The sequence below is a fragment of the Nitrospirota bacterium genome (assembly GCA_016235245.1).
In the GTDB taxonomy this organism is placed as follows: Bacteria; Nitrospirota; Thermodesulfovibrionia; order Thermodesulfovibrionales; family UBA6898; genus UBA6898.
On record JACRLO010000038.1, the window covers coordinates 85,170 to 106,512 of the forward strand.

Annotated in this window: 22 protein-coding genes; 18 read left to right on the forward strand and 4 right to left on the reverse strand. The window is 49.3% G+C overall.

Going from position 1 to position 21,343, the window contains the following annotated elements:
• The first annotated feature begins 12 nt into the window (after nucleotides 1–12).
• The 16 genes from HZB31_15170 (at nucleotide 13) to HZB31_15245 (ending at nucleotide 12,488) form a co-directional block, all read left to right on the forward strand.
• Entirely contained in the window at nucleotides 13–846 is an 834-nt protein-coding gene (locus HZB31_15170; GenBank protein MBI5849263.1) for an HDOD domain-containing protein, read from the forward strand.
• 54 nt (nucleotides 847–900) lie between these two features.
• Complete coding sequence (locus HZB31_15175; protein ID MBI5849264.1) at nucleotides 901–1,755, forward strand: HDOD domain-containing protein; 855 nt, start codon at nucleotides 901–903, stop codon at nucleotides 1,753–1,755.
• Nucleotides 1,756–1,817: 62 nt separating this feature from the next.
• Nucleotides 1,818–1,964, forward strand: a complete 147-nt coding sequence (locus tag HZB31_15180) for a hypothetical protein (protein ID MBI5849265.1) — start codon at nucleotides 1,818–1,820, stop codon at nucleotides 1,962–1,964.
• 6 nt (nucleotides 1,965–1,970) lie between these two features.
• Nucleotides 1,971–2,327, forward strand: a complete 357-nt coding sequence (locus HZB31_15185; GenBank protein MBI5849266.1) for a DUF2802 domain-containing protein — start codon at nucleotides 1,971–1,973, stop codon at nucleotides 2,325–2,327.
• Between the two features lie 230 nt (nucleotides 2,328–2,557).
• Nucleotides 2,558–3,283 (forward strand): flagellar basal-body rod protein FlgF, encoded by a 726-nt coding sequence (gene flgF, locus HZB31_15190; GenBank protein ID MBI5849267.1) that lies wholly within the window; start codon nucleotides 2,558–2,560, stop codon nucleotides 3,281–3,283.
• A 12-nt stretch (nucleotides 3,284–3,295) separates the two neighbouring features.
• Nucleotides 3,296–4,084 (forward strand): flagellar basal-body rod protein FlgG, encoded by a 789-nt coding sequence (flgG, locus tag HZB31_15195; protein ID MBI5849268.1) that lies wholly within the window; start codon nucleotides 3,296–3,298, stop codon nucleotides 4,082–4,084.
• 44 nt (nucleotides 4,085–4,128) lie between these two features.
• Nucleotides 4,129–4,815 carry a flagellar basal body P-ring formation protein FlgA gene (gene flgA, locus HZB31_15200; GenBank protein MBI5849269.1) on the forward strand — a complete coding sequence of 229 codons (687 nt, stop codon included), beginning with the start codon at nucleotides 4,129–4,131 and terminating at the stop codon, nucleotides 4,813–4,815.
• A 1-nt stretch (nucleotide 4,816) separates the two neighbouring features.
• Complete coding sequence (locus tag HZB31_15205; protein MBI5849270.1) at nucleotides 4,817–5,626, forward strand: flagellar basal body L-ring protein FlgH; 810 nt, start codon at nucleotides 4,817–4,819, stop codon at nucleotides 5,624–5,626.
• 11 nt (nucleotides 5,627–5,637) lie between these two features.
• Nucleotides 5,638–6,786 (forward strand): flagellar basal body P-ring protein FlgI, encoded by a 1,149-nt coding sequence (locus tag HZB31_15210; GenBank protein ID MBI5849271.1) that lies wholly within the window; start codon nucleotides 5,638–5,640, stop codon nucleotides 6,784–6,786.
• Nucleotides 6,783–7,607 (forward strand): peptidoglycan DD-metalloendopeptidase family protein, encoded by an 825-nt coding sequence (locus HZB31_15215; protein ID MBI5849272.1) that lies wholly within the window; start codon nucleotides 6,783–6,785, stop codon nucleotides 7,605–7,607. The genes HZB31_15210 and HZB31_15215 overlap by 4 nt, the downstream gene beginning before the upstream one ends.
• A 60-nt stretch (nucleotides 7,608–7,667) precedes the next feature.
• A complete protein-coding gene (gene flgM, locus HZB31_15220; protein ID MBI5849273.1) occupies nucleotides 7,668–7,961 on the forward strand; it encodes a flagellar biosynthesis anti-sigma factor FlgM in 294 nt (97 codons plus the stop codon).
• A complete protein-coding gene (flgN, locus tag HZB31_15225; protein ID MBI5849274.1) occupies nucleotides 7,958–8,398 on the forward strand; it encodes a flagellar export chaperone FlgN in 441 nt (146 codons plus the stop codon). Before flgM ends, flgN begins: the two co-directional genes overlap by 4 nt.
• Entirely contained in the window at nucleotides 8,399–10,036 is a 1,638-nt protein-coding gene (gene flgK / locus HZB31_15230; protein ID MBI5849275.1) for a flagellar hook-associated protein FlgK, read from the forward strand. It abuts the gene before it with no gap.
• Between the two features lie 14 nt (nucleotides 10,037–10,050).
• Nucleotides 10,051–11,037 (forward strand): hypothetical protein, encoded by a 987-nt coding sequence (locus HZB31_15235; GenBank protein MBI5849276.1) that lies wholly within the window; start codon nucleotides 10,051–10,053, stop codon nucleotides 11,035–11,037.
• A gap of 36 nt (nucleotides 11,038–11,073) precedes the next feature.
• Entirely contained in the window at nucleotides 11,074–12,192 is a 1,119-nt protein-coding gene (locus HZB31_15240) for a flagellar hook-length control protein FliK (protein ID MBI5849277.1), read from the forward strand.
• A gap of 11 nt (nucleotides 12,193–12,203) precedes the next feature.
• Entirely contained in the window at nucleotides 12,204–12,488 is a 285-nt protein-coding gene (locus tag HZB31_15245; protein MBI5849278.1) for an EscU/YscU/HrcU family type III secretion system export apparatus switch protein, read from the forward strand.
• A gap of 48 nt (nucleotides 12,489–12,536) precedes the next feature.
• Here the strand turns inward: HZB31_15245 and cysC are convergent, their stop codons facing one another.
• The gene (gene cysC, locus HZB31_15250; protein ID MBI5849279.1) at nucleotides 12,537–13,139 is read right to left on the reverse strand and encodes an adenylyl-sulfate kinase; all 603 of its coding nucleotides are present in this window, start codon (nucleotides 13,137–13,139) and stop codon (nucleotides 12,537–12,539) included.
• Between the two features lie 66 nt (nucleotides 13,140–13,205).
• Nucleotides 13,206–14,393 (reverse strand): tetratricopeptide repeat protein, encoded by a 1,188-nt coding sequence (locus HZB31_15255; protein MBI5849280.1) that lies wholly within the window; start codon nucleotides 14,391–14,393, stop codon nucleotides 13,206–13,208.
• A gap of 271 nt (nucleotides 14,394–14,664) precedes the next feature.
• Between HZB31_15255 and HZB31_15260 the strand changes: the two genes are divergently transcribed.
• Nucleotides 14,665–16,398 (forward strand): SPASM domain-containing protein, encoded by a 1,734-nt coding sequence (locus HZB31_15260; GenBank protein ID MBI5849281.1) that lies wholly within the window; start codon nucleotides 14,665–14,667, stop codon nucleotides 16,396–16,398.
• The gene (locus HZB31_15265; protein MBI5849282.1) at nucleotides 16,379–20,539 is read left to right on the forward strand and encodes a glycosyltransferase; all 4,161 of its coding nucleotides are present in this window, start codon (nucleotides 16,379–16,381) and stop codon (nucleotides 20,537–20,539) included. The genes HZB31_15260 and HZB31_15265 overlap by 20 nt, the downstream gene beginning before the upstream one ends.
• 42 nt (nucleotides 20,540–20,581) lie before the next feature.
• Here HZB31_15265 and flaF read toward each other — a convergent pair whose 3' ends face one another.
• Entirely contained in the window at nucleotides 20,582–20,962 is a 381-nt protein-coding gene (flaF, locus tag HZB31_15270) for a flagellar biosynthesis regulator FlaF (protein ID MBI5849283.1), read from the reverse strand.
• Nucleotides 20,934–21,341 carry a flagellar biosynthesis repressor FlbT gene (locus tag HZB31_15275; protein ID MBI5849284.1) on the reverse strand — a complete coding sequence of 136 codons (408 nt, stop codon included), beginning with the start codon at nucleotides 21,339–21,341 and terminating at the stop codon, nucleotides 20,934–20,936. The genes flaF and HZB31_15275 overlap by 29 nt, the downstream gene beginning before the upstream one ends.
• Nucleotides 21,342–21,343: the final 2 nt, after the last annotated feature.

A 21,343-nucleotide genomic window follows, 5' to 3' on the forward strand; every position in this document is an offset into this window, starting at 1 on the left:
TCAAGAGGGGGTATGATGGAGGCGTCAGAGGTCAGAAGGGCTATCGAAAAGCTTGACAGTCTTTCGACTATTCCTGTTGTCCTTACCCAGATACTCAGGGCGACGAGTGATCCCTCCTCTCCGCCCGAACACCTGTTTGAAATCATAAGCCGCGATCAGGCAATAGCCGCAAAGATCCTGAAGATGGCAAACTCTCCTTTTTTTGGTCATTCAGGAAAGATCGGAGAGATCCAGCAGGCAATCATCCTGTTAGGATATGACCGGGTCCGCAGTATCGCTCTCAGCATAAGTGTGGTCACGATGTTTTCCCGGAAGGGAGATAAAAATCTCCGGAACTTCTGGGCCCACAGTTTTGAAGTCGCGTTCATCGCCGCATACATTGCCGATAGCGCCACGATTGTCAGTCAGCAGACGGCTTTTCTGGCGGGGTTGTTGCACGATATCGGCAGACTCATCTTCTATAAGCTCTACCGTGACAGGTACCGGTCGATTTTGGGCACTGATGACCTGCTCGAAAAAGAGATAGCGATTTTCGGCTGTGATCATGCCGAGGCAGGAAGCTGGTTTGCAAAAAAGACCAAGCTTCCGGCGGAACAGGTGCTGGCGATACTGTATCACCACGCCCCGTCCCAGGCGAAGGAGTTTACGGATATCGTCTCAGTCGTTTCCCTTGCTGAGGCCTTGTCCAGAAGATACAGCCCCAAGATTGAAGATGACGGCATCTGGACAGCGGACCACGATGCCATTCTTCTTGAACTCGCACTGACCAACGAAGACCTTGAAGAGATCGGAGTTAGACTCGGACAGGAAATCCTGGAGATACAGAGCTTTCTGGAACTGCTATAATGAGGACAAGTTGAAACAGGTGCGTATTGTTTGAACAGCGTAAAGGGAGTGAATATGCAAAATAATATAGAACTGATACTGAAAACCTGTGAAATACCATCCGTGCCGATGGTTGCCATGAAGGTGCTCCGTCTTGTGAACGACCCCAATACCGAGATTGAAGTGCTTCAAAATGCAATTATGGCGGATCAGTCGCTTTCGGCAAGGGTTCTGAGGGTAGCAAACTCTGTTTTCTATGGATCGCGTCGGAATATTGACACAGTCTCTGACGCAATTATCATGACAGGCTTTCAGACGATAAAAAATCTCGTACTTGCTGCAGCAACAAAGGACGTTTATAAAAAATTCGGCCTTCTGGAGCAGAAACTCTGGGAGCATAGCATAGGTGTTTCTGTGGCGGCGAGCATTCTGGCAAGGGAAGTGGGGGGCATAAGCTCTGAAGAGGCCACGGTGGCAGGACTTTTGCACGATGTCGGCAAGGTGGTCATGAACAACAGTCAGCCGGAGCGTTTCGGGATGCTGACAGAGATGGTCTATAATGACCGCATTACCTTTACCCAGAAGGAAAAGGAAATTTTTGGGTTCGGCCATGCAGAGGTTGGCGGTCTGTTTGCGCAGAGATGGGAATTTCCTGACGGGCTCTGCGACGTCATAAGGAGGCATCATTATGAACAGCCTGATGACCTTATGGATATGGAACCTGCCCGGAGGATACTCTGCACTGTCATCGCGCTTGCCGACGCCCTCTGTGTCAGGCTTGGGGTAGGCTACCGGGGTCCCATGGCAGATCTGGTGCTGAGGGACGCAGAATGCAGGGATCTTCTGGAGATAAACGACGACCGTTACGCCGAGATCATCGAGGAGTTCAAGCGGGCCTATGTGCTCGAAAAGAGCAGCTACCAGATGTGAGAAAAACAATGCTGAATGCCGGCCCTCTGTAACGTTGCGCGTTCAGCATTGACAAAGGACTTATGGCAATAGAGGCGCTCAAAAGGATATTCCAGATTCCTGCTCTGAAAAAGCAGAGAGAAGTTGAACCTGCCCAGGAGCAGAAGAAGCGCAAGCCGCCCAAAAAAGAGAAGGAATCGTCCGGTGGAAAGGTTGATATCAAGATCTGAGATGTTATGCTGAAGAAACGTACGACAAAAGAGGGCGACAGGCAGGCCGCTGAGGCCGCCCGGAAGTTTCTTTCCCTTGAAGTCGCCGAGATTAGTGAGATCGCAGACAAACTCTTCGGCAAGCTCGATGCAAGAATGAAGGCCCTCTCAGCCCTTGAAGAGAGAATCGATAAGAAGATCGCTGTTCTGGAATCCCTTCTGCTGAAAGCCGAAAAAACGGAATATACAGCCCGCCATGCAGATGATAACCGTTACCATGAAATTGCCGAACTGCGTGACAAGGGTCTGAAAGTTGACGAAATAGCCGGTATCCTTGACATACCACGCGGCGAGATAGAACTGATACTCAGCCTCAGGAAATAACTACCGGGCAAATCTTTTCTCAACACGGCAATTTTTTCCCAACTCGCCTGAGGGGATTAGGGATTTGGTATTAGGGCTTATAACATATACGTTTACAGTCAGATGAGATCTTATTGATTTATCGAGTTTTTATTGTTAGATCGCCTCATTTCTTCATTATCTTTGCTGATTTCTAACCCCCAGTCCCTAATCCCTGCCCTGATGGCATTTGAATTGCATCTATCCATTACATGCATAAGGGAATCTATATCGCGCTCTCCGGAGCAACACTGAAACAGGCACAGATGGATATTACGGCGAATAATCTTGCCAATGCGAACACCGCAGGGTTCAAAAGAGATAAGATCTCATTTCAGGAATACCTTGTATCAGCAATGAACGGCAGAACTGAGACCCCTGATGGCAGAGCCATGAGCTTCTATGGCAGCGTGCAGACGGATTTTCAGCCCGGCAGTATCGTTCATACCGGCAATCCTCTTGATGTTGCCATAGACGGCAGCGGTATGCTGAGTCTGGAAAACGGCCAGTACACGAGGAGGGGAGACCTGCGCCTGGACAGCGAAGGGTATCTTGTCAACCAGCGCGGCATCAAGGTCCTCGGCAGCGGCGGCCCCATCAGGATAACGGACACCGGCAGGATCGAAATCAGCAACGCCGGAGAGGTTTCGGTTATTAATGCCGAAAATAACTCGGTAATCGACACGCTCAAGGTAGTCGAATTCATGGACCCCTCAGTGCTGAAAAAGGCCGGCGAAGACGCCTATACTGCCGCTCAGGCAGGAACCGAAGCCAAGGCATCTATCCAGCAGGGATACCTTGAAAAGTCCAATGTTGACGTCGTAAAGGAAATGGTCCAGATGATAACTGCTTTGAGGGAATACGAGACCTATCAGAAAGCGATCCAGTCTTTTGATGATTCAATAGGGCGTGTCCTGAGCGACATGCCGAAGATATAACAGGAGGTCAGTATGATACGGTCACTCTATTCAGCAGCAACGGGCATGGAAGCCCAGAAACTCAACATAGACGTTATTGCCAACAACCTGGCCAACGTCAATACGGTTGGGTTCAAGAAGAGCCGGGCCGATTTTCAGGACCTGCTGTATCAGACCCTGAGGGCTCCGGGTGCAGCCTCTGCAGAAGGTACACAGATACCCTCGGGTATTCAGATCGGTCTTGGCGTCAAGCCGGTGGCTGTGCAGAAGATGTTCCAGCAGGGAGACTTTATGCTGACCAATAATCCGCTTGATCTCGTGATCGAGGGCGGCGGCTTTTTCCAGATCACCCAGCCTGACGGAACGCTTGCCTATACACGCTCCGGAGCGTTCAAACTTGACAGTGACGGCCGTATCGTAAATTCTGACGGCTATCCCATGGAGCCTGCGATTACAATTCCTGCAGACACGCTGAACATTACGGTAGGTTCGGATGGCAAGGTGAGCGTCCTTCAGGCAGGCAGTACCACGCCGACGCAGATCGGCCAGATCGAACTTGCCCGTTTTATTAACCCCGGCGGGCTCAGTGCTCTTGGCAAGAACCTTTTTCAGCCGACTGGATCATCAGGCGATCCGACAACAGGCAACCCCTCAACCGAAGGGCTTGGTACGATCAACCAGGGGTTTCTCGAAATGAGTAATGTCAATGTTGTCGAGGAAATGGTCAATATGATCATCAGCCAGAGGGCCTATGAAGTGACCTCCAAGGTTGTCCAGGCATCCGATGAGATGCTCCAGACTGCCAATAACATGAAGAGATAACGGATAGGTGATGATCGATGCTTCATCAGAGGCGGTATAACGACATGAGAGACAAAAACGTATTGGCGATTGCGATGGGCGCTCTGTTGCTGACGCTCTGCCTTGTGTTTCTGATCGTAACGCTTACGGATGCTGCTACGCTGCAGATCGATGATGTCCTGAAGGCATTTATAAAAGAGAACTACCCGTGGGCTGAAGTGGATATCGCAGATATCATTTTGAGTGATGAACCTTCCACGGGGCAGCCTGAGAGAATCCTGGTGGAAAAAGGACTCCCGAACAAGACTGTCTTTGTCCTTGAATACAAAGATGGGAAAAGAATAACTGCCTCTGCCAATGTCAGGACATTTGACTGGGCAGTCATGACGAGAAGAGCTTTCAAAAAAGGATATATGCTCCAGAAGGAAGACGTCTATACCGCTCTTATGGAGAGCAGCCGCATACCAAAGGATGCAATCAGGGTTGGCGATCAGGTTGTCGGAACGGTGATGAGCCGGTCAGTGATGGGCAATGTGCCGCTGGTGGCCGTCATGGTGCAGGAATCTCAGCTGCTCAAACGGGGCAGGAGAGTGATGATCGTTGCAGAGGCAGAAGGGTTTTCGATCTTTGCAAAAGGTGAACTCAGGGAAAACAGCCGTGTCGGCCATGACGTGAAAGTGGTGAACCTTGACTCGAAAAAGATCATTGTGGGCCGGCTGATAAACGAAAATACGGTAAAGGTGGTGTTCTGATATGAAAAAGAGAGAGATGGCCAATAGCGCTGACTCGGCAGCTCTGCAGGAAAAGATGCATAAGGATGCCTTCCCAAGACTGATCATCTCCCTGCTCCTGCTCATTACCGCCTACTACATGCTCTTTTTTCTTACAGGCTGCGCAACGACTCCTGACCTGCCGCCGCATCCGCCCAAATACGTTTATCGGGAAGAGAAGGTTGCCCAGTCTTCAGTCAATTCGCTCTGGCATGATACGGCCAGCCTGTATGAAGACAGAAAGGCCAGAAGACTGAATGACCTTGTAACGATTAATGTCGTCGAGAACATCACGGCATCAGGGAAGGCCACCACGAAGACATCGCGGGACTCTTCCTCCGGCTTTGCGATGACGGATCTGTTTGGCATGAACAAGGATTTCAATATCCAGAACCTGCCTCTTATCAAGGACTTTTATAAGGGGAATAGTGCAGCTGGCCCGCAGCTGCCTTTCACTCCATCGTTGAGCGGCACGGCAACATCAGCCTTTGACGGCAAGGGAGACACTTCGCGTGAAGGCAAGTTGATAGGCACCATCACGGCCAAAGTGGTCGAGGTGATGCCCAACGGCACCCTGGTGCTTGAATCGAGGAAAGACACAACCATTAACAAGGAGAAGCAGACCCTTGTGCTCAGGGGCATGATCAGACCTGATGATATTCTGCCCGACAACTCGATCCTGAGCAGCTACGTTGCCGATGCCCAGATATTCTACGTTGGCCAGGGTGTACTGCAGGAAAAGCAGAGCCCCGGATGGCTCACCAGGATAATGGACCAGGTATGGCCATTCTGATGGAAAAGAGAATGCAGAATACGGAAGACAGAAGTCAGAATAAAGTCCCAAGGCCGACAAAAGCTGCCTGTTTTTTTCTTGTCTGTCTTCTGTCTTCTTTATTCTATCTTCTTCCCTCTTCCGCTTATGCAGAGCGCATCAAGGATATTGCCAGTTTTGAGGGGGTAAGGACAAACCAGGTGATTGGCTACGGTCTTGTCGTGGGCCTTGATGGCTCCGGCGACAAAGGCAATGCAACCCTTCAGAGCGTAGCGAATATGCTGAAGGGTTCCGGTATATCCGTAAAGATCAATGATATCAAGGCAAAAAACGTCGCCGCTGTCATGGTGACCGCTACACTGCCACCCTTTCCAAAGCCCGGAGTCCGTATCGACGCATTGGTCTCGACGATCGGCGATGCAAAGAGCCTGCAGGGAGGCACGCTGCTTCTGACACCCCTTAAAGGGTCTGACGGCAGTGTCTATGCGCTTGGCCAGGGGCCTGTCTCTATCGGCGGGTTCATAGGCGGGGGCGCCGGCACAACGGTTCAGAAAAACCACCTGACAACAGGCAAGGTGCCCGAGGGTGTTACGATCGAAAAAGATCCGAACTTCAGTCTTGGCAATGGCAGGGAGATCAAGATCTTCCTCAGCAAGCCGGACTTTGCAACTGCATCAGAAGTGGTGAAGAAGATTAACGACAACCTCTCCGGAGAATTCGCTACGACCATTGACCCCTCTGCCATAAAACTCAGGATACCTGATGAGTATAAAGCGAAGTTGGTTGAACTCATATCGCGCATCGAAGCGCTTGCCGTTTCTGTGGATGTGCCGGCCAAGGTTGTAATAAACGAAAGGACCGGTACGGTCGTTATCGGCGACAAAGTGAAGATTGCCCCGGTCGCAATTGCGCATGGAGCATTGACGATCGAGATAAAAACGGACTACAAGGTCTCCCAGCCGCCTTCTTTTGCCCCGGAAAGTGCGACTACCGTTGTTGTTCCACAGACGAATGTCTCGGTGAAGGAGCAGAAGGCGTCTCTCATGGAGGTTTCAGGCGTAACGCTTGGCGAGGTTGTCAAAGGGCTGAACGCTCTGGGCGTAACGCCGCGTGACCTGATCTCGATCCTTCAGGCGCTGAAGGCGGCCGGCGCATTGAGGGCGGAGCTGGAGATCATATGATCAGCAAGCCGATTGTCAGCGATCAGCAATCAGCCGTCAGCTCCCAGCTTCAGCACAGGAATATTGAGGAGCTGAAGGGCAGGAAAGACCCTGAGGCGCTTCAGGCTGCGGCAAAAGAGCTTGAGGCCCTTTTTGCCTATGAGATGATAAAGGCCATGAGAGCTACGACAGAAACAGATAAAGGCGGATTTGGCAAGGACACCTACATGAGCCTCTTTGACACGGAGCTTTCGAGAATTTTTGCAGACCGCGGCCTTGGGCTGAAGGAGCATCTTCTGAAAGGATTAAACAGGCAGGCTGCAAAGGGGACTCAGCAATCAGCAGTCTCTGCTCAGCCAACAGTGATCAGTCCACAGCGATCAGCCATCAGCGGGCAGGAGAAGAAAGCAGAAATACTGACCCCCAACCCCCCATCCCCAATCCCTGTCTCGGTAGAACCAAATATCCCTGTGGACGGTGTTATCAGCTCGAAATTCGGCATGAGAAAGCATCCTCTGCATGGTGACGGCAGGTTTCATCAAGGCATGGATATCGCAGCTCCTGCAGGCACCGAGGTCTATCCCTACCAGGGCGGCAAGGTGGTTTTCAGCGGGGAACAGTCTGGTTATGGCAATACGATTGTTATTGATCATGGCAATGGATACACCACGAAATATGCCCATAACAGGGTAAATCTGGTAAAGACAGGCGACCTGGTTGACGAAGATACCGTGCTTGCCGAGGTAGGAAGCACAGGGCTCTCGACCGGCCCACATCTGCATTTTGAGGTCAGGAAAAACGGGAAATCTCTTGATCCGGCAACGGTCCTTGCGCTCAAATGAAACTAAAGATGTATTACAATATGCCGATAAGAAAAGAAACAGTTCTTAGCGGAGGCGAAAATGAAGGTTTACGGTAACAAGCCGCCTGAACAACAGGATGCGTCAGGCAAGACACAGAAGGTCCCAAAGGCCGATCAGGTCCTTGGAAGCGGATCGGTCCAGAAGATCAGCCCTGTTGACAAGGTCGATCTCTCAGGGAAGGCAAAAGGTATGGCCGAGATGACGAGCGCCATTAACCAGATGCCTGAGATCCGTACCGAGAAGGTCGAAGCGATCGGCAAGTCAGTCAATGATGGCACCTATAAGATTGACCCTGAAAAAGTCGCGTCGAAAATGATTGACGAAATGATATGAAACAGGAAGATGCCGTTGCCAGGATTCTGGATGAGCAGGTCGTTGGATATAAGATGCTCCTTGAGCTTCTGCAGAGGGAACGGCTCTGTCTTATTGACCTGGATGGCGGTGCAGTCGAAGCGCTCTACAAAGAGAAGGATGTGCTTATCCTGAGACTCAGGCTTCTCGAGGAGGAACGGATAAGGCTCATGAAAGATCTTGGCAAAGGCGATCTGACTCTTCAGAAACTTGGAGAAATGACCGGTAACAATGCATTTCTCGATGTCCGGTCAAAGCTCAGATCATTGGTGCAGGCAATAGAAGAACTGAACAACTTTAACAGGCTTCTTATTGAGCGCTCGCTCAGCTACTTCAGAAACAATGCAGGATTTTTTAGTACCTTTGGCTTTCATGAAGGCATGCCCCGGAAGGGTATGCTCGTTTCCCGGGAGACATAAATGTCCATTTCAGGGCTTTTCAATATAGGCAAGTCTGCCATTTCAGCGAGTCAGACAGCGCTCGCTGTCATTAATAACAATATCGCCAACGCGAATACGCCAAACTATGTGAGGCAGGACGTTACCCTTGAAATATCTACTCCTGTTATGGGAACGAACGGACAGCTGACCGGTTCCGGAGTGACCCTTGCAGGGATCAGGAGAAGCTTTGACCGCTTCATTGAGGCGCAGCTGACTCAGCAGCAGCAGTATCAGGGCAGATCGACCTCTCTTGAGAAGACCTTGAGCCAGGTTGAGCAGGTATTCAATGAACAGCAGGGCATGGGTCTCCAGACGAGTCTGACAGAATTCTTCAATGCCTGGCACGATGTGTCAATGGTGCCTGATGGTCAGCCGCAGAGGATCCTGCTCCTGCAGAAGGCTGGTTCTCTGGTCGCCGCAGCTCAGAGGATGGAGACCGGCTTGACAACGATTGTGAAGCAGGCCAATGAAGGCATTGCCGATCTGACCGGCAGGATTAATGAGATTGCGGCAGGGATTGCCTCGCTCAATGACAAGATCGTTCAGATGGAGACAGGACAGGGTAGTGAAAATGCAGGCGATCTGAGATCACAAAGGGACAATCTGCTGAATCAGCTGGCCGGTCTTGCCGATATCAGCTCGTATGAGAGCAATAACGGTTCTGTGACCATTACCATGGGGATGAGGAACCTTGTCTCCGGAGGCAAGGCTAATGCGCTTTCTTCCCCGATCAACCGCAATGGCGATGCTGAACTATTTCTGGATGGCACGAATATAACCGGCCTTATAAGAAACGGTCAGTTAGGCGGTCTGATGGCAGCGCGCAATGATGTTCAGGACAATCCCCTGCTCCAATTGAGAGAGCTTATCACCTCGGTCATTAAAGAGGTGAATAATCTTCACCGGAGCGGTTTTGGCCTCGACGGATCCAGCGTCACCGACTTTTTCAGCCCTTTGCAGCTCACCTCGCAGGACAATGCTGCCACTGCAGATGTCACCGGCCTGGCAGTGACCGACTATACTCAGCTCTATGCCAATCTGTCGCTTAAGGGCTATGATATCACCTTTGGAGGCGGCAACTACACGGTAACAAACAAGGAGACCGGTCTGACCGCAGCGACGGGCGCTTATAATGCTGCCGGAACGACCGTTGCCTTTGACGGCATTCAGGTCGATATCAGCGGTGCAGTGGCTGACACGGACAGCTTCCTCATCGATCCGTCAACCGCTGCGATCAGGAACTTTGGCGTTGCGATCAGCAATATCAATCAAATCGCTGCATCTTCTTCAGCGACCGAACTGCCGGGAAATAATTCCAATGCGCTTTTGATTGCGCGGCTTGCCAGCACGTCTGTCTCCGGACTCGGCAGCGTGACTTTCATGCAGAGCTATACCGCAACGGTTGCCTACGTCGGCGCGGCAAGCAGGAGTGCGTCAGATACGTTGAAAATCGATGACAGCATGCTCTCTGCGGTCAGGAACAAGAAGGAGAGTGTCTCGGGCGTGTCCCTTGATGAGGAGGCTGCAAATATGATCCGTTATCAGCGGGCTTTTGAGGCTGGCGCCCGCATGATCAAGATGACGGACGAACTTATGCAGACGTTGTTAAACCTATGAGAATTACCTCTTTCATGATATTCGATCAGCTTACGCGCGCCATGCAGCAGCAGACAGAGCAGTTTGGCAGGCTCAATGAGCAGATGGCGACAAGCAAGAAGATTAACAGACCCTCTGATGATGTCCTTGGCATGAAGAATGCCATGAGCTACCGGTTGTCCCTGCAGAGTTATGACCAGTTCGGCACCAATGGCCAGCAGGCTGACACCCTGATAAAGTTCACCCAGTCGGTTGAATCTCAGGTCTCAAAGTCCCTCAGCAGCCTCAAGTCTCTTGCCCGCTCTGCAAGCAGGGATATTGCGGATGATACGGCAAGGCCATTGGATGCTGCCCTGGCTTTTCAGTTGAGGGACCAGCTGCTTGAGATGGGCAATATGCAGTTTGAAAACCGCTATATCTTTTCAGGATACCGGACTGACACGCAGGCATACAATGCGACGACCTATGACTATCAGGGAGATGCGGGGGTCATGAACGTGATGATCGATCAGGGTGCTGCGGTGCAGGTCAATGATCCGGGAAGCAGCGTCTTCAGTGCGCTCTTTAGCGCCCCGACGGTTGTGCCGATACAGGGTTACTTTGTTCATTATACACCGGGTGCCGGCACCGTGACCGATGTCGAGATCAGGGCGGCTGACGATACGACGGTCCTGGATACATTCAGCTTTTCAAATGTTATTCAGGCGGCAGATATCCTGGGCAATGCGATCAATGCACAGGATGCCAGGCGCATTGCGGCCCTGAGCAAGCCCCTTGATATGGTCGCCCAGAACGTCATGAATGTCGAGTCGTTCAACCATTTGAGACTGAAGCAGATCGACGACCAGAAGCAGTTCAATATCAATTCCATCAATAGTATTACCGATTTCCTTTCCAGGACCGAGGACGCAGACCTGACCGAAGTCATTACTGAACTGAAGCAGATACAGGTTACCCTGTCTGCCATGCAGGCATCGTCTGCGCAGATGCTACAGAAGTCACTTATGGATTTTCTGACGTAAGCTGCCGTCGCCAGGCGCGATGAAAACGTATTTTTCATGCAACTCCCTCTGATCATAAATGCAGACAATGTTCTTACCCTCCTTAAGTCCTATGGCAAGGGCCTTAATCTCAAGATCAATGACATCATATCGGCAGAGGTCCTTAATGTGCTCGACTCCGGTGATGTCTCACTCCGCATTCAACAGAAAAACGGAGAGAGCGGCATTATCGTCGCCAGGTCAGACATTGCTCTGACAAAAGGCATGACGGTGCAGTTCCGGGTGACTGCCAGCGATGCAGAGATCAAGCTCCAGTTTATGGGCACGGCATCGGAAGGCAATCAGATGGTCGGGAAGACCGGAGAAGAACTGCTGCCCCAGAGGGTCCTGAGAATGCTTTCTGAATTCGCCGGCTCGAGGCTGAAACCGGATGACCTCACCCTGATGGAAGATATCTTTCAGGCCCTTCCCGAGAAGATCAAGACGACATTTCCTGAGTTCAGGGCTATCGAGAGGATTATGCCCGAGATCGAAAAACTGAGTTCCGAACTACTGAAAAAATCCGTGGAAGACTCGGGCATCCTCTTTGAGACCAAGTTAAAGCTTGCGGTTCTGGAGCATGGACTTGACAGCAGCAGTGAGAGGCTGAAGACTCTGTTGAGCGGCGGGGACCATAAACTGGAACTCCTGAGGCTCAGGGAGGCGCTGCATGATACTCAATTGACAACTGCGCTGCAGCGGGCAGGCATTAGACCGTCGGAAGTGGGAGGCCTGGTCGATAAACTGATAAAAAATATTGAGTTTTTTCAGGTAACGTCCCAGGTCAATAATGCTGTGTATACTTTTCTGCCGATTGCCTGGCAGGAATTGAAAGAAGGAGAGCTTTCTTTCAAGAAGGGACAGGACAGCAGAGGAGAGTCCTATTCCTGTGATATCAATCTAGACCTTGAACCGGCCGGCAGGCTTTCCGTCTCTGTCACGCTTTTTGAGAACAGCTTTTATCTCTCTTTTTATGCCGCTGACCAGAAGCTCAGAGAGCTCATCAGCGCCGGGAAAGGGTTGCTTGAAAAGAGATTCCATGATGCGGGACTGCCGTTGATGGTCGTCAATATTGCCCACAGACAGGAGATTGACTTTGGTGCAAAGAAGACGCAGGGTCTGAACATCAAAGTGTAGGCGCAATGACAATGAACAGGGACCCCAAACAGACAAAGGCTGCGGCTGTCAAATACCAGCATGGGGACGACCGTGCCCCCAGGGTCGTTGCCAAGGGAAAGGGGGCGCTTGCCGAAAAGATCCTCGAAACGGCCCGTAAGCACGGCATTCCGATCAGGGAAGACAAGACCCTTGTCGAGATTCTTTCGTCGCTGGAACTTTATGAAGAGATCCCGCCCAAACTGTACAAGGCTGTTGCAGAAATCCTTGCATTTATCTATGCCATTAATGGAAAGGCCAAGGGGGAGACGCGATAGGCTTTCCATTATGGCCTGTCGGTTTTGATGACCTAAGAGTGTATTACGCTAAAGAAGGAGAATGAACTTCCGTTCGTCGAGAAAGGTCAGGACGCTTTGAACGGAGGAGTCGACATCGAGCTCAGCGGTATTTATGGCGAGATCAGGAGCAAGAGGTTCTTCATAGGGCGCATCTATGCCGGTATAGTTTTTTATTAAGCCTGCCCGTGCTTTTTTGTATAACCCCTTGGGGTCCCTCATTTCACATACGTCCAGAGAACACTGAACATATATCTCGAAAAAATCCTCAGAGCCGACCACCTCTTTCACATAGGCCCTGTCTTCACGGTAGGGGGAGATGAAGGCAGCGAGCACAACAATGCCTGCATCGACATACAGTTTTGATACCTCGGCTATCCTGCGCAGATTCTCTTTCCGGTCTTCGCGGCTGAAGCCGAGATTTGAATTAATGCCATGGCGGACGTTGTCACCATCCAGGACATAGGACCTGATTCCCCGGTCGAAGAGTTCCTTCTCAAGGTGATGGGCAATGGTGGACTTGCCCGAGGCTGACAAACCCGTGAACCAGACAACCCCGCTTTTATGCTTGTTCATGCGGTTCCGCTCACGGCGGGATACGAGCCTTTCATGCCAGACCACGTTTTCAGTCATGGAAAAAGTATATCAGATAATAGGGGAATAGTTCGTTTGCAAACGGTTTGCGAACCAGCAAATCCGTCAGACTATTTTTGAAAATTTGCTGTATTGGTCTGCGGATGTATTCATGGCCTTGCCATACGCGTCAAGGCCGGAAAATCTGAACATAATGTGCGAAGGATCAATTGTAGCATCGGCTGAGCCATTCTGTACAATCGAGAACGTTACATCAGCGCTGGATGTCTTGGCGTTGTATCGTACACTGATCGGATACGCGCTGATACCGACCTCAGTAGAAGGTATCTTCAATCCCCAGTTGTATGCCCCTCCTACCTCTGCACCGGTAGACCTGCTGATCTCCCAGTTGTATGGATTCTGAACTGAGGCAATATCCATATCCTTTGAAAAACCGAATCTCATGGTGAAGGTCTTCCTTGCATTTGCGGAAGCTAAAACATCATTCAAGCCGGATACTGCAGTCCCGGCACCCAGGGATGAGTTAAATCCATTTGTGCTGTATGCAAGGATTATTTTTGGCGCAGAGGCATCATAAATGTATCCCTGAAGTTCTACTGCGAGCGATGATTTCTTTGCTGAGAGAATCGACACCTGCTCGCCTGCCTTATCCATTTCACCCATGTCGGCGTAGGTGTAGCCCAATTCGCTAATAGCAGAATCAAAACTCTTGTTGACGGATAATGCCTTGTTAAGCTGCGCTATGGCATCCGAATATTCGCCCTTTTTTCTGAAGACCTGGCCAAGGCCGTAATAGCCGGATGCACTATTTGGGGAAAGCTCTGTAACCTGCTTGAATTGTACCTCTGCCTCGCTGTATCTGGCGGAGTCCAGATACATTTTACCGAGAGAATACCTGTTTTCAGCAGAAGTCGGATTCAGACGAACTGCCGCCGTATACTCTTTTTCTGCTTCGGCTGGCCGCCCGGTCTGAAGATACACATCTCCCAGGCTTAGATGGAAGCTATCCCGCGTCGGGTATACGCTGATCGCTTCCTTGTATGTCCTGATAGCATCTTCGGCCTTATCCATCTTCTGATAAGCCATTGCCATGTAATTGTAAGCCGAGGCTGAATTGTCGGTAAACGGAGAAATGCCGATAGACGTACGGAATTGTCTGACGGCTCCGGCATAATCACCCTTCTGGTAGAGGTCTATGCCATTTGCAAGCGAATTGTTCGCTAGGCTGTCATATTGGGCCTGCGAGTTCAACGTGGACGAAAAAAAACTGTCGATAAATTCGCTTGAAATCATGGCCTATCTATGCCCCATATTGCAGGAAAGGGTGTGCTGCTCATATATTTTTATCGGTTTAGTAACAATAAAACTTTAATCGCAAGGGGTTAGCCAAATAATGATGCAACTGCATATGAAGCGTCTTATCCGTCAATTAATTGACCGAAGCTAATTTTACTTGATTTATTTATTGTGCAATAGTAAGGTCAACTTATTGATTTATAATAGTAAAACAGACTCTGTAGCCAGGCACTGAAATTGCAATGTCACGTCAAAGGAGGACTGCGTATTGATTGATGATAAAGATATAAAGAACTACCTTTCTCTTATTGATAAGTCAAATAAGACTACTTCTTCTGACTCATCATTGGGTCGCAAGATAGACACGACAGCGGGAAGCGATTATGTGATCGACCCGAGTTGCGATATTCGGGGCAAAGAGAGGATGCAGTTTGGTAAAGGCGTGGTTATTCAAAAAGACTGCTGGCTGAATATTGCGTTTCAGCAGGCCGGAACAGGGCCAATGATTATTATCGGAGAGGGTTCCAATATCGGAAGAAGGTGTATTCTTTCGGCGGCGAATAAGATCGAGATTGGCAAGAATGTACTTCTGGCCCCTAATGTTTTTATCGCCGACACTCATCATGCGTATCAGCAAATAGGCATTCCTATTATGAACCAAGGGATAACTACCAACAAGGACCAGGTGACGATTGGGGATGAAACCTGGATAGGCATCAATTCTGTTATCATGGGGAAAGTAAAGATCGGTAAACATTGCGTCGTTGGCGCAAATTCCGTTGTCAATAAAGATATTCCTGATTATTGCGTAGCAGTTGGTAATCCGGCAAGGATTGTGAAAACCTATGATTTTGCTGCTGCGAAGTGGATTAGAGGTTGTTGGGAGGATGATCTTCTCCATCATCTGCAGGCTCGCGGCGACCTTGTAGATTTTATTGTGCCCTTCCATAAGCTGAAAGTGCTTCAGGTGGAGGTCTCAAGTGCGTGCAATCTGTCTTGTCCCCAGTGTTTCAGGCATATTGACGGGCATACGACCGGCTTTTTCCCTCGTGCGCTCTGGGAAAAAGACATCCTGCCGCATATGCCACAGCTCAGTGATATCCATCTCGTGGGCATCGGAGAACCCTTCCTTTCTAAAGAGTTTTTCTCTTTTGTGCAGGATGCAAAACTGCATAAGGTGCGAGTACATACGACATCAAATCTTCAATTGGTTGATGAGAGCCTGGCAGATAAAATCGTGCGAAGTGGACTTGATGTCTTGAGTTTCTCCTGTGACGCTGCTCGTGATGAGACCTATGCAAGTATCAGGGTCAACGGTACTCTGGATGTTATGAAAAGAAGCTTAAATCTGATACGTGCGTCAAAAGAAAAGCATAAGTCAATTACGCCCAGGCTTGTCCTGAATTTCGGTGCCATGAAGAGCAATATTCGTGAACTTGCCGACGTTGTGAAATTGGCAAAGGCATTTCAGGTTGATTCGATCATTGCCTTCCATGACATAGCCTACGTCAAGGATCTAAAAGATGAGAGCCTGTTTCATCATCAGGCTCTTTCTGATGAGTGCATGGTGCAGGCAAAACAACTGGCTGACAGGCTTGGTATTTCCCTGTCTGTCCCCAACCTGTTTAGTCGGTCGCCGGAGAATGTATCCCACGGTGAGTATTGCGGCTATCCCTTTTTTCATCTCTATGTCAATCATGATGGCAGGGTCGGCCCCTGTTGCATGGATTTCCCGGATCGATACATATTGGGTAACATTAATCATTCAAATCTCGAGCAAATATGGAATAGTTTTCCTATCCTTAAGCTGCGCAAGGAAGTCAGAAGCAATCCCTCCGCAGTTTGCAAATATTGCGCAGCTCACGGAAAAATGGCGATCAATGATCCCAGGCATTTTTTCAGGTTTAAGGGCAGCGGTACATACATAGAGAGAACGTTATTGGGAAAGTCTCATGGTAATTATGAAAAGGAGAATCACCAGGATGCATCAGAGCTCATTTAGCATAGTTACACGCTTCAGGGAACTTGTGGAGAAGCATTTTTCACAGAGACCGATACAGCTTCTCGATGTCGGTAGTTATGGCGTAAACGGCACATACAAAGAGATCTTCGCTGACACCGCAAAGTTCCTTTACACTGGCCTTGACGTGAATCCCGGCCCCAATGTGGATTATGTGCCAGCTGACCCGTATTCATGGCCTGAACTGAAGGACGAAACGTTTGATGTCATTATTTCTGGGCAGGCTTTTGAGCATATAGAATTCCCGTGGCTTGTTATCGAAGAGATGAAACGAACCCTGAAGAAAAATGGCCTCATCTGCATTGTAGCGCCATCGCGGGGACCTGAGCATAAGTATCCGGTGGACTGCTGGCGATATTATCCTGATGGGTTTCGGGCTCTTGCAAAGTGGGCAGGACTGGAGGTGTTGGAATCAAAAACGTTCTGGGGGACTTCCGGATTCTCAGATGGCAGCGACCAGTGGGGAGATTCCTTTTGCATCCTCTATAAGCCGAATGACGTCCATGGGGCAGTAAAGCATAAGCGAGCGGAGCGAAAATCTTTTGCTGCTGCTCATCAGAATAATCCCTTGAAATCTGCCAAGAAAAGCTCCTACTTTGGCTTCGCACGAAATGAAGTAGTGGAGGCACTGGTCAAAAACCGGATTCCTGCAGGCAAAGTTCTGGAAATAGGGTGTGCTGGCGGGGCTACCGGAAAGAGCCTGAAAGAAAAAATGGCAATCGATTCATACGTCGGCATAGAGCTTTCAGAGGAGGCTGCCGGGATTGCGAGGCAGCACCTCGATAAGGTCATTGTTGCAGATATTGAACGAACTGACTTGCAAAAGGATCATGGGCTGAAGCATAGTGATTTTGACTTGCTGGTTGTGTTGGATGTCCTGGAGCATCTCTACGATCCGTGGGACGTTTTAAAAGAGCTGACAGATTTTATAAAACCAGGCGGCCATATTGTTGTCTCTCTTCCTAATGTGCAGAACATTACGGTGGTTCAGGATCTCATCAGGGGCAAGTGGCAGTATGAAGATGCAGGTATTCTGGATGCCACACACTTGAGGTTCTTTACGCTCGAAGAATCCATGAAATTGATCACTGGGGCAGGATTAACGATCAGAAGCATTGATAAAGTGCTGAACCCGCCGCTTGATATGAGCCAGGTCAAAGACTCCGGCAACAGGTTCAAGCAGGGGAATCTTGAGATTTCGGATCTTTCAAAAGACGAGATCACGAATTTGTTCACCTATCAATTTATTGTGATTGCTCAAAAAGAAGTGGTGCCCACTGATGTTTCATCTGAGGGAAAACAGGCTGGAGCGATTGCTGCTCAGCAAATTTCGGACAGTTTTCAGGCGCACTTTCAGCACAGGGAAACAATAAAAGGCCTTACGTCGATTGTGATCCTTACGTTTAATCAACTTGAATATACAAAAAAATGCCTCAAGAGCATAAGAAAACATACACCAGAGCCTCATGAAATAATCTTTGTAGACAATGGTTCAACTGATGGCACGGTAAAATGGCTTGGAAGACTTGTCAAAGAAAACAAAAAGTATGTTCTCATTCAAAATGAGACCAATCTTGGCTTTGCAAAGGGTTGCAATCAGGGGATAGAGGCTTCGAAGGGCGAATATATACTTCTTCTGAACAATGATGTCATTGTTGCGAAGGATTGGCTTTCAGGTCTTATTGAATGCCTGACAAGTGCTCCTGACACAGGGATTGTAGGCCCTATGACGAATAATATAAGCGGGCCGCAGCAGGTAACTTCGTCTGACTACCGATCAGCCGATCATCTTGATGAATATGCCGCTCAATTCCGGCAGAAAAACAGATATAGACGCATACCGCTCAGACGTATTGTTGGGTTCTGTATGCTTTTTAGAAGAAGCCTTGCAGGAAATATTGGGCTCCTCGATGAAAGCTTCGGGTCAGGAAATTTTGAGGATGATGACTACTGCCTGAGAGCAGCACTGGAGGGCAACAGGAATCTGATAGCAGGGGACGTTTTTATCCACCATTTCGGAAGCATCAGCTTCAAGGGCAACAAGATCCCTTACGCTTCTTCCATGGGAAGCAATAAAAAAATATTTGATCGAAAATGGAGAAATATCCCTGCGCGAAGTGAGCCGGGTAAAAGACTTGCTGTCCTAAATGCAGTTGAACAGGCCGATGAGCTTTATCAAAAACAGTTGATAGATCAGGCTATCGCAGCTCTGATTGAGGGCATCAAGTATTATCCGGATGCCAATCAGATTTACTATCGCCTTGCTGAAATATTGATCGACTCCCGGCTTTTCAATGATGCCCTTGAGGCGCTTGGTGCCATGGCTGATAATGAACCGAAAAGACTGGCTCTTATCGGATACTGCAGGGAGGGGCTGGATGAACTGGATGAGGCTGACAGCTATGCGGACAAGGCCCTTTCTCTTGATGGAGGATTTGCACCGGCCTTAAATCTGAAAGGGATTGTGGCTTATAAGCAGGGGAGCCGAGAGGCTGCTGAGGCTTTCTTTCTAAGGGCAATAGACTCCGATGCCGGATACGGTGAACCATACTCAAACCTCGGGGTTATAAAATGGACAGCAGGAGAACAGATTGCGGCACTGGATCTCCTCGAAAAAGGCTTTCTTTTTGCCCCCATGGCCACGGACATCAGCGCCCTTTATCACTCTGCAATAATATCAACAGCTGAGTTCAGGAGAGGCGAAGATATAATACGGGGCATAGCGGTGTTCTATCCGTTGCTGAGGGGAATCATCCTGCTTCTGATAGATATTCTCTTGCATCAGAACAAGAAGGAACAGGCATTATATGAGCTGCAGAAGGCCATGGTAACCTTTGGCATAGACGACAACCTTCTCTCCGCTGCCCTTGAGGTCAGAAAGGAGATCGGCCCTAAGGGCATCGATGCATCTGACAAAGACGGGACCCTGTCTGTCTGCATGATCGTGAAGAATGAAGAGCGTCACCTCGCCAGATGCCTCATGAGTGTTTTGGCTGTTGCCGACGAAATTATTATTGTTGATACCGGCTCGACTGACAGGACAAGAGAGATTGCCAGGGCTTTCGGAGCAAGGGTTACGGAATTCCCCTGGACAGGGGACTTTTCTGAGGCACGTAATGCGTCACTGGAGCTGGCCTCCGGTGCATGGATCTTTGTGCTCGATGGTGACGAAACTATTTCTGCTCAGGACTATGAACGATTGCGGAGCATCACACGAAATAAGACATCGAAATCTGTCGCTTTCAACATTGTAACGCGAAATTATGTGCGCAGTTTCAGCCTCCTCGGATGGAATGCCAATAAGGGGGAATATCCCCTTGAGGAAATTGGGACCGGCTGGTTCCCGAGCGGCAAGACCAGACTCTTTTCGAATGACCGGAGCGTCAGATTTTCGGGGCATGTGCATGAACTGGTCGAGCAGTCGATAATAGCCGCCGGCATTGAAATCAGACAATGCGACATCGTTGTGCACCATTTCGGGAAGCTGGATTCAAGTAAGGCTATTTCCAAGGGAGAGAGCTACTACCTTCTGGGTATGCGCAAACTTGAAGAAAACCCGAATGATATCAAGTCGCTTTTTGAATTGGCAAATCAGGCGCAGGAACTTGAAAAATATCAAGAGGCAATGGAATTGTGGCAGAGGGCCATAGACCTATCAAAGGATAAACCTTCTGCAATCTTCTTTTTTAATATCAGCTCCTGCCATCTGCGGAGCAAACAATATGAAGAAGCCCTGCATGCGGCAAAAAAAGCGGTCTTATTGGACCCGTGTATGAAAGAGGCATCACTGAACTATTCTTACGCCGAACTTCTTGTCGGAGATTATGCAAAGGTCATTACAGAACTCGTGGCTGTGCTTAAAGAAACACCGGATTATCCTCCGGCTATGGTGCTTCTTGCCGCCGCCTACAGTATGGCCGGAAAGAAGCAAGGGGCTCTTGATATTCTCTCCTTGCTTGCCGGAAAGGGTCTGAAATTCGAGAAGTTTCTGCACGATCTTTGCGAACAGTTAGTCGAACTCGGTCGAACATCCCAAGCAATCCCTATCCTTGAATCTCTAATCGAACGCGGGGCTGGGAATGATGATACAACAACTCTGCTTGATGTATGCAGAAAAGGATGATGAAAGGGGATTAACGAGCTGTTACAATCTTGCCCTGCTCAGTTACCCGCCAGTTGAGCCCCTCAGGCCTGCTGCAATATTCAGGTTGATATTAATGAGAATGGAGAGCTTTGCAGGGTCAGGAAATGCCATTATGTCAAAAGTTCTCTTATCGATAAAGATGCTTAAACTCAACAGGTCATCCTTTATCTGCTGAGGAAGCGGGTTGTCGTCCTTTGCCAACTCTGATTGAAGTATGGTCCAGATCCTCTGGTTATGAATAAGCGCATCTTCCAGCATGACGTTGTGGTCACTCGCTTCCCAGTTGTTCTGGCATGCGGTCAGCTTAAATGCAGCCTGGGTAAGTACGGATGCCTCAAGTTCACGGCCTGATATTGACGTCTTCTGAACTTTTCTATAGGCGTCGAGATGTGTTGCGAGCATGATTCAAAACCTCCTGTTCATATTCGATCAGTTTTTTGGTTAGTTTCAGGGCCTGGTAATATTGGCTGTGGAGAATGTGTTCGCTTATTTCGGCAATTAGTTCATGCCTGCTGGGCAATGCCCTGAGTATATCCCTGATCAACTCCCAGTACGTCTTGTGATATTCGGCAAGTTTCTTCTCGTCAATATACATGAGCTGTATGGCGAGATAGACACTTTTGCAGGGAGAATCGGCATCCTTTGGCCCAAGGATATCTTTTTCCCGCAGGATAGGAACATTGTTTTCGATAACAAGATCGCTTTTGGTGGCGCCGTTCGAAATGACCGCACCACCAATGATCAGCCTCTCATGAGGCTTCAGAGAGATCTTCAGTGCCATGC